Source organism: Methanosphaerula palustris E1-9c (genome assembly GCF_000021965.1).
GTDB lineage: Archaea > Halobacteriota > Methanomicrobia > Methanomicrobiales > Methanospirillaceae > Methanosphaerula > Methanosphaerula palustris.
On the sequence record NC_011832.1, the window covers coordinates 473,716 to 486,069 of the forward strand.

Below are 12,354 nucleotides of genomic sequence, written 5' to 3' on the forward strand. Positions count from 1 at the left end.
TTAAGTTCATACGATCAACTACTATCGTTTATGGATATGGTTGATGGTGGAACTCTGGGTCTCTGGGTGTTGCAGATCCTTGATCGGCGATCCTGCACACAGAACGAACTGAATAAACGTCGACCTGACCTGGGAGGTGCCCTGACGCTATTCCAGGTCCTCTGTCACCTTCAGCGTCAGGGTCTGATCAGCAGAGAGGCCGATCTCCCGCGGTACCGGGCACACTATCATCTGACTGTCGCCGGCAGGAAGCACCTCCATAACCTTGAAGAGGATCATATCGCTCATCATCACGCTCTGCACCTCGACCGTGTCTATACCGATCTCTTCTCATTAGCCACAAGAGAATGCAGCGGTATGACTCTCGAAGCCGGTGCAGTGTTGATCTCCTCAAAGAGACCAGATCTGCTGCTGACCGAGCGCGCCTGCGACCTGCTGACCACTCTGGTGGTAGATGAGAAGCAGCGATTCCTGATCACTCCTGCGGTAATTCCGGTTCCCTGTTCTGGAACCCCGCTGGTATCATCCTTCCCTAGTATCGCCCTTCCTTCTGTGTCTCTTGATCTGGTGCTCATTCCAATACCAAAACCAGCGATCCCGACCGCTCTGGTCCTGGAGATCAACCGGCTTCTTTCAATTCGGGGTGTGCTGTTGATCACGCTTCCCTTCAGTTTAGAAGCTGGAACTGTCTTACCTGCTGAGAACCAGATTCAGGAGATGGTTTTTGAGGTTCCATGGTTCACCCTTGAAGAAGAGATGGCGCTGATCAGGACTCTGGACCTGTACTTTGATGTCTACTGTCTCCGCCATAACGGTTCGGCCCTGTTGATCTGCAGACGGTGGGGAACTGGTCCGGATAATAATCAAAAAGAGGTGGATGAATATGATGAGCAGATCTACCCCTGCCGGGTCGTCGAGATAAGCGACTGATTACACCGTCTTCGACTGGGTAAACCGCTCGCGGAATGTGATCGCTTCGATATCCTTCTTCTTTGCGATGGTGACATCCATCGGGAAACCGGCTGGAACCAGGGAGACCAGAGTGTACTGGTCCGGTACTCCGAGCAGTTTCCGGATCTCTTCTGCATAGGTCTTCTTGTCTCCGGCGACCCAGCACGATCCGATCCCATAGCCCTGCAGGGCAAGGATCAGGTTCTCGGTGGCAGCGGAACAGTCCTCTAGGTAGTAGGTCTCGTCCCGTTCTCCAAAGATAGCAAAACAGGCCGCTGCTCCGGCGATGAAGGAGCCGTGATCGGTCAGAGCTGCGATCTCTTTCATGGTCTCTTTGCTGGTGATGTATCCGAAGAGCCATGGCTGTCTGTTCGCTGCGGTTGGGGCCAGGTGGGCACAGGCGAGCGCCTCGTCGATGATCTTCTCATCGAGAGGGGTCTCCTTGAAGGAACGGACACTGTGACGGGATTTGATAATCGTCGTGCCAAGATTCATGGATCTTTGATAGTATTCCAGACAGATATGTGTTATGCCAAAAAAAGGGTCAGATCTTCTCAGCTCTGGCGTCGGAGTGCAATCGCAGCCCCGGCCAACAGCAGCAGGGCGGTCGTGCCGGCGGTGAACCCGCCGGCCTTTGGGGTGGGATAGGTCGTCGAGGTGATCGGTGAACCCTGGGGGGTTGAGATCTGCCCGGTAGTTGACAGGGTTATCGTTGTGGTGGTTGGCGAAAGCGTCATTGTCCCGGTCTCAATCGGAGAACTGATCGGACTGGTCTGTTGACTGGTGGTAGTGGCGGTGTTGGTCGAAACCAGGGCCACCGTCACCTCTCCAGTTCCCACGGTGAGGCTACTGGTGGTGTTTTTAGTCGTTGTCTTTCCTCCAACTGGATATTCGTTCTTCATATTGTTCGCGTTGCACTCGGCCCAGATTACATAACTTCCCTCTGGATACTGAGCATTTCCGGTGTTCCAGACCGGGTCGGTCTCATAGAGCGAGGAACTGACAGTCACCGGGTCCAGGGAATGAACCTTTCCATTGCTGTCGGTCAGGGAGGTATAATCGATCCCTCCAGGGCCGGTAACATGAATCGTGACCGGTACTCCGTTCACTCCTGTCCGCTCGGTCATCGAATACATATTGGTCTCGACCTGGAACTTCACCTGGTCCCCGCGGGAGACCAGACCGCTGGTCACCTCGCGGCCGGTCCTGACATCGATCGCTTTGACGGCGAGCGTTGGATCCTTGATGGTGAAGGCCGGCTTCTTATCCGGGTAGGTGTACCAGACCCCGGTCTCAGTGCCATAGATGGTCGGGGAGACGAAGAAGTTCTTTGGGTCTGAGATCGTCTGCAGGTCTGAAGGGGCATCGGTGGTCGGGGACCTGCCGGCCCCCCACCAGGCTACCTGGGATCCTGTAGTGACGCCGTTGAGGTTCAAACCCTGTTCTCCAATGAAGATAACACCCCCTTGGGGAATATCACTCAGTGTTGCGGTGACAGCCGGGACCATCAGGACCAGGCAGGTGGCAACCATCAGTACAGAGATCATATTTCGTCTCATCTTCAGTTCACCAGATGGGGTATAGGCACCGGTGATAGATAATGATGTGGGAGATGGACTATTCATGTCTTATCCCACGAACAGAGAAGTGGGTCAGATGAAAGAATATCCAGGATCAATTCAGGTAATCCTGCAGAAAATGAAAATTGGGATGCGAAGAAGAGATCTCTCCTCTCAAGCCGGGTGGACGATCAGTCCATGGTGATGGCTGAGGAGGGGCAGACTTCCACGCATGAACCACAGTCCACGCATTTGTCTTTATCGATGACGGCAATTCCATTGGCCATCGCGATCGCTTCAGCGGGGCACTCGTCCACGCAGGTTTCACAGCCTACACACAGGTCAGAATCAACTTTTGCAACCATATAAAACTCTCCTTACGATCTCAACAGTTACTATGAAAAATATTTCTATCTGTGCAGCACTCAATCTTAGGATTCAAGATCGAGTACTGCACTGAACGGATAGATGCCGGGCAGTTTCCCATGCACCCATGCAGCCGCTATCAGGGCTCCTTTTACAAGTACAGCCCTGTCATAAGCGCGATGTGAAAGGGTGATCGATTCAAAGTTCTTTGCGAAGGTGACAGCATGGTCGCCGACGATATCTCCCCCGCGGAACACATGCACCCCGATCTCGTTCTTCCGTTCGGTGATCCCTTCTCTGCCGTATACCTTCTCCCTCTCTCCCACTGCCTCGTCGAGGATGGAGAGGATCGTCTTTGCCGTCCCGCTCGGAGCGTCCTTCTTGTGCCGGTGATGAGCCTCGCTCACCTCGATATCGTACTCGCTGAGCAGGGGGGCCGCGTTCCGGAGGATCTGCCAGAATATATTGACACCTATGCTGAAGTTGGTCGAGATCACCGCCGGCACCGTCCCTTCGACTGCGTCCCTGATCTGCCGTTGCTGCGCATCAGAAAAACCGGTCGTTCCGACGACCAGCCCCACATGGTGACGTGTGGCGGCCTGAATGGCGGTGACTGCCGCAGATGCGATGGTAAAGTCGATCAGCACGTCGGGCTGTTGCTCGGTGAGCAACCGATCGATCTCTTCAGACTTCACCACCTCAACATTGAACTGGGTGCCGGCCTGATTCCCGATCCCACCGACCAATTCCAGCCCCTCGGTCTCGGTGACCATCCTGCAGATCATCGAGCCCATCCGACCGAAGGCCCCTGATACCACGACCTTAGTCATACGTGCTCAACACCTCCGTCAGTGCAGCAGTCTTTTCAGCATCCAGTTCATCGAGCGGGAGTATGAGCAGCCCTGATGCAAGGCCTCGGAGGTTGATCGTCGTCGTGATCGCTTCAGTGGGGCACTCGTCCATGTATGTTTCACAACCTCCACACCTGCTGGAATCAACTTTTGCAACCATGTAAAAACTTTCCTTACGATTCCAACAGCTGTTATAAAAAAAGTTTATCTGCGCAGCACTCAACCCTATGATTCGAGGCCGAGTACTGCACTGAACGGATAGATGCCTGGTTTTTTGCCGGGCACCCACGTGGCTGCTTTCAGGGCTCCTTTTACAAATACTGCACGGTCATAAGCGCGATGTGAAAGGGTGATCGATTCAAAGTTCTTTGCGAAGGTGACAGCATGGTCGCCGACAATATCTCCCCCGCGGAACACATGCACCCCGATCTCGTTCTTCCGTTCGGTGATCCCTTCTCTGCCGTATACCTTCTCCCTCTCTCCCACTGCCTCGTCGAGGATGGAGAGGATCGTCTTTGCCGTCCCGCTCGGAGCGTCCTTCTTGTACCGGTGATGAGCCTCGCTTACCTCGATATCGTACTCGCTGAGCAGGGGGGCCGCGTTCCGGAGGATCTGCCAGAATATATTGACACCTATGCTGAAGTTGGTTGAGATCACCGCTGGCACCGTCCCTTCGACTGCGTCCCTGATCTGCTGTTGCTGCGCATCAGAGAAACCGGTCGTTCCGACGACCAGCCCCACATGGTGACGTGCGGCGGCCTGAATGGTGGTGACTGCCGCAGATGCGATGGTGAAGTCGATCAGCACGTCGGGCTGCTGCTCGGTGAGCAACCGATCGATCTCTTCAGACTTCACAACATCGACATTGAACTGGGTGCCGGCCTTGATATCGATCCCACCGACCAATTCCAGCCCCTCGGTCTCGGTGACCATCCTGCAGATCATCGAGCCCATCCGACCGAAGGCTCCTGAAACCACGACCTTAGTCATACGTGCTCAACACCTCCGTCAGTGCAGCAGTCTTTTCAGCATCCAGTTCATCGAGCGGGAGTCTGAGCGGCCCTGATGCAAGGCCCCGGAGGTTGATCGCCTTCTTCACCGGGATCGGGTTGGAATCGATGAAGAGCGCCCGAAAGAGTGGAGCCAGTTCATAGTGAAGGCTGATCGCGTCGTCCCAGTCGCCCTCGGTATATGCCCTGTACATCCCCACCATCCGCTCGGGTTCCACGTTCGCCGCCACCGAGATCACCCCGCCCCCGCCGAGTGCCATCACCGGCAGGGTCATCCCATCGTCGCCGGATATCACCGTAAAGTCCTGGTCCATGGTCTCCTCAATGATCTGTGAGACCTGAGAGATGTTTCCGCTCGCCTCCTTGATCCCGACGATGTTCGGGTGCCTGGAGAGTTCGGCCACCAGGTCAGGTGAGAGGTTCTGGCCGGTCCTGCTCGGGACATTGTAGAGAACAACAGGGATGTCGAGGTCAGCGATGGCTGAAAAATGCTTGATCAGTCCTGACCGGTTGGGCCTGTTGTAATACGGACTGATGATCAGCACACCGTCGGCGCCGAGATCCTTTGCAGATCTGGTGAACCGGATCGCCTCATCGGTATTGTTCGAACCAGCTCCAGCGAGAACAGGAACCTTCCCTGCAACCGCTTCGATGGTCGCCTCGATTACCTTGACATGCTCCTCAAAACTGAGGGTCGCCGACTCGCCGGTCGACCCGCAGGGGACCACGCCGTGGACACCTTTACTGACCAGGAATGCAAGATTTGACTGCAGACCCAAAAGGTCGAGGCTCTTGGCATGATCGTTCTGAAACGGGGTAACGATTGCCGGAAGGACTCCCTCAAACATAAAATAGATTATAGATGTTTCTTTGTATTTACTTTTCTCGTGATGAACCCTGCGATGCGGTTTCTGACACGCTTGCTGTCGATGACCGTCAGCTCAGATACCTGATGCTTGTTCTCGTCAAAGTCAGGTGTGAACCTGTCCCCGTACCGTCCGATCAGTTCAAGACCGAAATTTTTGATATAACTTGGTTTGATGCCCATATGAGATCCTATCCTATAACTCTATATTGGTACTGCGCCGGGACAACATAATGATTTCGTCTACAACGTCCATCGGTCTCTCTGCAAAGATCACGATCTTGAACGGATCAGCGGAGCGATCGTATATCAGGTCCGGTACTCCCTCTCTGCAGCAGAAGGCCGTCCCCCAGTCCATCGTGCTGATCCCGGGTGGTGTTCCGTGTCGGTCGTATTCGGCCGCATCGAGGAGTATTCGCTCGGCCACATCCAGGATCGAAGGCGAACAGGGGACCATCGCTGCGCTTCTGATGGTCGAGTCAAAACGGAGTGCTGTCAACAGACCGGCTCCCACCTCCCCTGCCTTTCCGAGGGCTGCCGGTTCTGGAAACGGGCAGCAGAGCCGGACCGATCCGATATCTGCTGTGGTCCGGGCATGGTCGGTCGCCCCGGCGAGGGTGATCGTCCCCCCGCCAGGTATCAGTGCTCCTGTGCTGCAATAGTGGACCGCCGCCGCGGTCAGATCCCTGATCAGGGTTTCGTGCCCGGAACTGCTCATGGTGGCACGCCCTAGAGGTCCCGCTCGTGCTCGACCACGTAGTTGATCACATTTTCGGCGATGTCTGCAGAGTACTCGCCGAGCCGCCGGATACTCTCGGCAATATATCCGACGGCGATGGCGTCCTCCGCCTCATGGGTCAGCATCGCCGTGGTGACCCCTTCGCAGAGATGTTCGAGTCCCTTGACTTCTTCGATGGTGGCGTTCGCCCGCCTGATGTCCAGGTCAAAGAAGGCGGTGACGCTCTGGTCAAAGATGGTCAGCGAGAGGGTGCTCGCCTCCCTGATCTTCGCGATAATCAGTTGGTCCTGATCTTTGTCGGAGAGAATCACTGCATTTCGTGCTATCCGCACGGCATGGTCCCCGATCCGTTCGAGGGTTCTGCTGACCAGCAGGTACTGGGAGGCTGTATACAGGGTCAGCCCCATCTTCTTGGAGAGGTTGATGTTCCGCATCACCATGTTAGTCTGACGGGCCATCAACCAGTGGAGCCGATCGACATCCCGGTCCTGGGCGATCACCTCCTCTGCCAGTGCCTGGTCCTGCTCAAACAGGGCGGCGATCGAATCCTGGTGCATCCCCTTGACGATCACGATCATCCGCCGAAGCGTATTCTCGAACGGAAGTTCGCCAGGGTTCAGGAGATCTTTGATGGTGACCCCAGTCTCCGACTCCTCAAGCACCTCCTGTCCGATCGTCATCTGGGTGAAATCCCGGACGACCATGCGGACAAATGAGGGCAGACGGCCGCGGGATTTGACCTTTATCTCGGTGTAGCCGGCGATATATGCCCCAATCAAACTCCGGAAGAAGAAGGTCGCGTTGGTACAGGTGGTGACATCGAACTCCCTGGTCCGCTGGATCTGGTCCTCTGATATATTGGCGGAGATGAGCAGGGTACCGTCGGCCTGGGGGGTGACCCTGACCGGATCGTTCTTCTTGATGCTCATCTGCTGTGTCCAGTCCTTGGGGAGCGTCACAACGAACGAAGACCCCCCTGTCATCTGTACCCGTCGTATATCCATTCCAGATCCTCCATCTCCTATAGTATCCTCATGTTATTCAATATAACTCTGTATTGCTCTGTATTCTATTTTGTTATATAGAGTCTCCGTCGAATAACAGTATATGTGCTGCACGTGATTTTAGAGAGGAGAATCATGGTAGAAAAACGTAGAACCTTTGGCACAATGGCCTGCGGGCTTGCAGCAATTCTGATTGTAGCGCTGCTCGTCAGTGGCTGTATCGGTAACACCTCGAAGACCACCACCCCGGCGACGACTGCGGTAACGACTGTCTCACCTGCGGCAACCACAGCGATTGCAACGCAGGCGACGACGGTTCCGACAGTTGCACCAGCGAACACGACCACCACTACGAATGGCAGTGCATCCAGCGCTCTGACCGGTGCTTCGACGGGCCGGCTGACGATCACCGGATCGACAACCGTCCTCCCGATCGCTCAGGCATGGGCTGAAGCCTTCATGGCGGCTAACAAGGGGGCAGATGTGCAGGTCAGTGGCGGCGGTTCAGGTGTGGGCGTACAGGCCATCGGCGAGAAGACCGCGATGATCGGGATGTCTTCGCGCGAGGTGACTGCAGATGAACTGAAGAAATATCCCTCCATGACGATCACCCCGATTGCACGGGACGGTCTCTCAGTCATTGTAAACCCCCAGAATATGGTTACGACGCTCACTCTCAGCCAGATCAGGGGCATCTACAACGGCACCATCACGAACTGGAAGGATGTCGGCGGTGCAGATCTTTCGATCGTTGTCATCGGTCGTGACAGTTCATCAGGGACACGGGACTTCATCTCAAGCGCCGTGATGCAGAAGGACAACTTCACCTCCTCAGTCCTTGAGAAAAACTCCAATGGTGCCGTTGAGACCGGCGTCTCCACAACACCAGGCGCGATTGGATACGTGGGCCTCGGGTACACGAAGGACGCAGTGAAGGCACTGACTCTCTCGGCGAATGGTGCCGCAGTCGCGCCCTCTGTAGCCACCGTCGTGGACGGGACCTATCCGCTCTCACGGAAGTTGTATATGCTCACCAATGGACCAGCGACAGGAATCGCCAAGGACTTCCTCGACTACGCACTCAGTCAGGAAGGTCAGAAGGTTGTTGAAGATCAGGGATTTGTCCGGATCTGAGGAGATCTCCTCTCATCCAGTAAAATTTTTTCTCTGACCGCCCATTCGATCGAACCAATCTGATGAATTAACGGCTTTTGATCATGAACACGATTCCGATCACACCTGATCTGTCTGAAAAAAGACAGAGGCAGATATCATTCTTCAATCTCAAAGAGAAAGTTATCGAGTCCCTGTGGCTCATCTGTGCGCTCTTTTCAGTGCTGACCGTCATCTTCATCCTGCTCTTCCTCTTCAAGGACAGTTACCTTGGATTTGTTCAGATCGGCATTCTCCCGTTCCTCACCGGGATGACCTGGAATCCCGTCGCTGCAATCCCCAGTTATGGGATCGCTCCCCTGATCGTAGGCACCCTGCTGGTGACCCTCGGTTCGATGGTGATTGCGGTTCCGCTCTCAATTGGAACTGCGGTGTATATCTCAGAACTGGCTCCCCCCCGGGTGAAACTGATCATCAAGCCGGCCATCGAACTGCTGGCCGGCATTCCGTCCGTGGTGTACGGGTTCTTCGGTCTGATGGTCATGACCAACTGGCTGCGGGTTCTCTTCGATCAGCCCTCCGGTGAATCGTGGCTCGCTGGCTCGCTTTTGCTTGGAATCATGGCCCTTCCGACGATCACCTCGGTGGCAGAGGATGCCATCCGCTCGGTGCCTCAGGAGTACCGTGAGGGATCCCTCGCCGTCGGGGCGACCCGGTGGCAGACGATCAGCAAGGTCGTGGTCCCGGCGGCCCTCTCGGGGATCACCGCGGCCATCATCCTTGGTATGGGCCGCGCGATCGGAGAGACGATGGCAGTGATGATGGTGACCGGCAACTCAGCTGTGATCCCGAGCCCCATCTTCAATGTCCTCTCACCAGTTCGGACGCTGACCGGTACGCTCGGTATCGAGATGGGCGAGGTGGCCTCGGGTTCCCTTCATTATCACGCTCTCTTTGGGGTGGCCGTCGTCCTGCTGCTGATCACCCTGATCGTGAACCTAGGTGCGGTACTGATCCTGAAAAGGCTGAACGCACAGCGACCGGCCAGCATGTTCCTGAAGAACGCCCCTGCTCTGGTCAGGCGAGGTTTGAAACTGGTCCCCCTTCTGGTCGTCACGGTGATCATCTATGCGATAGGTGGGATCATTGGGGTTGGGCTGCTGGCCTGTGCGGGCGTGCTCTGGCTGGTTGCTCAGCGCCTCTCCCCCAAAACGGCCCAGCGTATCGCTTTCTTCTTCCTCCACCTCGGGGTCGGGCTGGTGCTCCTGGTCCTTGGAATCATCCTCTTCGATATCGTCTCCCATGGGCTTCCTGCCATATCATGGGAGTTTCTAACCACGGCACCCCGTGATCTCGGACGGGCTGGTGGTATCTTTCCCGCGATCGTGGGCACCCTCTACCTGGTCGCCGGTTCAATCCTCTTTGCACTGCCGTTCGGCGTCGGCGCTGCCATCTATCTGAATGAGTACAGGATGGAGGGGTATCTGACCCAGATGATCAGAACAGGCATCGATCTCCTGAACGGCACCCCTTCGATCGTCTTCGGTCTCTTCGGGTTCACCTTCCTGGTGCTGTACCTGGATATCGGCGTCTCGATGCTTGCAGGGCAGCTGACCCTCGGTCTGATGGTTCTTCCGACGATCATCAGGACCACCGAGGAGGCGCTGAAGAACGTTCCCTCCTCGCTGCGGGAAGGATCCCTGGCACTCGGCGCTACCCGATGGCAGACGATCAGTCGTGTGGTCCTCCCTTCGGCAGTGGCCGGGATCATCACCGGGACGATCCTCTCCATCGGCAGGGCAGCCGGAGAGACCGCCCCGATCCTCTTCACTGCGGTGGTCTTCTCTCAGCGGTACCTCCCGAGTTCGATTCTGGACCCGGTGATGGCCCTTCCGTACCACCTCTTCATCCTCTCTACGAACGTCCCCGACTCGTCACAGAACCGGTATGGGACAGCCCTGGTCCTGATTATGCTGGTGATCGGGATCTATTCGATTGCAATCTATCTGAGGAATCACTTTCAAAATACGTTGAGGTACTGATCAAATGGCAACAAGTGAAATTGTACTGCGCACCGAGGATCTGGACCTCTGGTACGGCGAGAAAAAGGCATTGAAGGGGGTTACGATCGGGATCACTCGGAACCGGGTGACCGCCCTGATCGGCCCCTCGGGGTGTGGAAAGTCCACCCTCCTCCGATGTTTTAATAGAATGAACGATCTGGTTCCCGGATGCAGGATCGAGGGGGGGCTCTTCTTCAATGACACCCCGCTCTCCGATATTCCCGATGTGGTCCAGCTCAGAAAGCATATCGGGATGGTCTTCCAGCGACCGAACCCGTTTCCCAAGAGTATCTATGAAAATGTCGCCTATGGTCCACGCATCCATGGCGAACGGAACAGTGCTGCTCTGGATACGATCGTTGAGCAGTCCCTGAAGCAGAGTGCCCTCTGGGAGGAGGTGAAGGACCGGTTGCATGATTCTGCCCTCTCCCTCTCTGGTGGGCAGCAGCAGCGGCTCTGTATTGCACGGACCCTAGCAGTCGGCCCTGATGTGATCCTGATGGATGAGCCCTGTTCGGCGCTCGACCCGATCGCCACCAGTAAGATCGAGGAACTGATCACGAAGCTCTCTGAACAGTATACCGTGATCATCGTGACCCACAGCATGCAGCAGGCCTCGCGGGTCAGCGATTATACCGGGTTTATGTACATTGGAGAACTGGTCGAGTTCGGCGAGACCACCCAGATCTTCGAGAGGCCGGAGAAGGAATTGACAGAGAATTATATCACCGGAAGATTTGGATAGGTGGCTGCGATGACAGAGAAATTTCTAACAGAACTGGAAGAACTGAGGGGAGATATCCTCTCAATGGCAGAGATGGCGGAGTCGATGCTGCAGTGCTCGGTTGAGGCGCTGAAGACCCAGGACACCGACCTGGCCGATCAGGTGATCGCACAGAAGAACGAGATCAAAGAGCGAAATTATCGGATTGAGGACCGGTGTATCCAGTTGATCACCCTGCATCAGCCAGTTGCAAAGGATATGCGGATGATCTTCTGTATCCTGAAGATCTCTTCAGCCCTGGAACGAGTCGGAAGATATGGGAAGGACATTGCCAATGTGGTGTATTATACGGCGGAGACCCCGCATCTTGCCCATCTCCTTTCGATCCCCCATATGAGTGTGATGGTGATTGGGATGGTCTCCGATGTGATCACTGCGTTTCGGGAGGGGGATGCCACCATCCTCTCTGATTATACAGAACGGGACAATGAGGTTGACGCCCTTGGGTACTCGATCTTTCGTGAGTGCATCACCTATATGCTCGAAGATCCAGCGACGATCACACGATGTATGAACTACGTGATGGTCGCGCGGTATCTCGAGCGGTCAGGAGACCATGCCTGTAAGATGGCTGAGTTGATCACCTTCATGGTGACCGGGAAGCGGACCGAGTTCGAGTAATCCCGCCCCCCGAAGTATTTTTCTGTGTGGAAAGAGAACAAGTTATGGCGCCTCAGTGGCTTAGTGGTATAGCGGCTGATTTGTAATCAGCAGGTCCCGTGTTCAATCCACGGCTGAGGCTTTCTTCTGATCTATTTTCTCCATTTCTCCAGGACTGTCTCCTGCCTCTCTATCTGAATCTTCGTCGTATTGTCCCTATTGGCCGGGTTTTGAACACTTCTGGTTATGGGCGTTTCTCTCAGTATATGACTCCCTTCTCATCGCATCTCTCTGCTCCCATCTTCATCGATCCGTCGAGTTTGCTCTCTTCAATCCATGTATGGAGAGATATCGGAATATTTCTCATCTCACAAATGCCGTTGATGGGATCCAATAAATATAGCGAAAGACAACAGTTCTCTATATTTCGACGACGGTTGCTGAGTGAA

At 55.3% G+C, this 12,354-nt stretch carries 15 protein-coding genes and 1 tRNA gene; 6 read left to right on the forward strand and 10 right to left on the reverse strand.

The features are described from left to right. Positions 1–30: 30 nt before the first annotated feature. Entirely contained in the window at positions 31–930 is a 900-nt protein-coding gene (locus tag MPAL_RS02380) for a hypothetical protein (RefSeq protein ID WP_012617162.1), read from the forward strand. Here MPAL_RS02380 and MPAL_RS02385 read toward each other — a convergent pair whose 3' ends face one another. From MPAL_RS02385 to MPAL_RS02420, 10 genes are all read right to left on the reverse strand, one after another. Continuing rightward, a complete protein-coding gene (locus MPAL_RS02385; RefSeq protein ID WP_012617163.1) occupies positions 931–1,446 on the reverse strand; it encodes a nitroreductase family protein in 516 nt (171 codons plus the stop codon). 59 nt (positions 1,447–1,505) lie between these two features. After that, positions 1,506–2,510 carry a DUF3821 domain-containing protein gene (locus MPAL_RS02390; RefSeq protein ID WP_158303607.1) on the reverse strand — a complete coding sequence of 335 codons (1,005 nt, stop codon included), beginning with the start codon at positions 2,508–2,510 and terminating at the stop codon, positions 1,506–1,508. A 191-nt stretch (positions 2,511–2,701) separates the two neighbouring features. Continuing rightward, complete coding sequence (locus tag MPAL_RS14950) at positions 2,702–2,875, reverse strand: DUF362 domain-containing protein (RefSeq protein ID WP_012617165.1); 174 nt, start codon at positions 2,873–2,875, stop codon at positions 2,702–2,704. A 66-nt stretch (positions 2,876–2,941) separates the two neighbouring features. Beyond that, positions 2,942–3,706, reverse strand: coding sequence for a 4-hydroxy-tetrahydrodipicolinate reductase (gene dapB / locus MPAL_RS02395; RefSeq protein WP_012617166.1), 765 nt, complete (start codon positions 3,704–3,706; stop codon positions 2,942–2,944). Next, the gene (locus MPAL_RS15630; RefSeq protein WP_012617167.1) at positions 3,699–3,839 is read right to left on the reverse strand and encodes a hypothetical protein; all 141 of its coding nucleotides are present in this window, start codon (positions 3,837–3,839) and stop codon (positions 3,699–3,701) included. The genes dapB (MPAL_RS02395) and MPAL_RS15630 overlap by 8 nt, the downstream gene beginning before the upstream one ends. Positions 3,840–3,952: 113 nt before the next feature. After that, the gene (gene dapB / locus MPAL_RS02400) at positions 3,953–4,717 is read right to left on the reverse strand and encodes a 4-hydroxy-tetrahydrodipicolinate reductase (protein WP_012617168.1); all 765 of its coding nucleotides are present in this window, start codon (positions 4,715–4,717) and stop codon (positions 3,953–3,955) included. Next, positions 4,710–5,585, reverse strand: a complete 876-nt coding sequence (dapA, locus tag MPAL_RS02405) for a 4-hydroxy-tetrahydrodipicolinate synthase (protein WP_012617169.1) — start codon at positions 5,583–5,585, stop codon at positions 4,710–4,712. The genes dapB (MPAL_RS02400) and dapA overlap by 8 nt, the downstream gene beginning before the upstream one ends. An 8-nt stretch (positions 5,586–5,593) precedes the next feature. Beyond that, complete coding sequence (locus MPAL_RS02410) at positions 5,594–5,785, reverse strand: 30S ribosomal protein S17e (RefSeq protein ID WP_012617170.1); 192 nt, start codon at positions 5,783–5,785, stop codon at positions 5,594–5,596. 13 nt (positions 5,786–5,798) lie between these two features. Continuing rightward, entirely contained in the window at positions 5,799–6,320 is a 522-nt protein-coding gene (locus tag MPAL_RS14135; protein WP_012617171.1) for a thiamine-phosphate synthase family protein, read from the reverse strand. An 11-nt stretch (positions 6,321–6,331) separates the two neighbouring features. Then, on the reverse strand, positions 6,332–7,345 hold the full coding sequence (locus tag MPAL_RS02420; protein WP_012617172.1) for a phosphate signaling complex PhoU family protein: 1,014 nt from the start codon (positions 7,343–7,345) through the stop codon (positions 6,332–6,334). A gap of 135 nt (positions 7,346–7,480) precedes the next feature. On the opposite strand from MPAL_RS02420, the gene MPAL_RS02425 reads away from it, so the two are divergent. The 5 genes from MPAL_RS02425 to MPAL_RS02445 all read left to right on the forward strand — a co-directional run bounded on the left by MPAL_RS02425 (position 7,481) and on the right by MPAL_RS02445 (position 12,047). Further along, entirely contained in the window at positions 7,481–8,479 is a 999-nt protein-coding gene (locus MPAL_RS02425) for a phosphate ABC transporter substrate-binding protein (RefSeq protein ID WP_012617173.1), read from the forward strand. A gap of 83 nt (positions 8,480–8,562) precedes the next feature. After that, positions 8,563–10,500: a phosphate ABC transporter permease PstA gene (gene pstA, locus MPAL_RS02430; RefSeq protein ID WP_012617174.1), complete on the forward strand. Its 1,938-nt coding sequence runs from the start codon at positions 8,563–8,565 to the stop codon at positions 10,498–10,500. 4 nt (positions 10,501–10,504) lie between these two features. Continuing rightward, positions 10,505–11,266: a phosphate ABC transporter ATP-binding protein PstB gene (gene pstB / locus MPAL_RS02435; protein ID WP_012617175.1), complete on the forward strand. Its 762-nt coding sequence runs from the start codon at positions 10,505–10,507 to the stop codon at positions 11,264–11,266. 9 nt (positions 11,267–11,275) lie between these two features. Then, a complete protein-coding gene (gene phoU, locus MPAL_RS02440; protein WP_012617176.1) occupies positions 11,276–11,926 on the forward strand; it encodes a phosphate signaling complex protein PhoU in 651 nt (216 codons plus the stop codon). A gap of 49 nt (positions 11,927–11,975) precedes the next feature. Continuing rightward, positions 11,976–12,047: transfer RNA gene (locus tag MPAL_RS02445), tRNA-Thr, on the forward strand. The last annotated feature ends 307 nt before the right edge of the window (positions 12,048–12,354 follow it).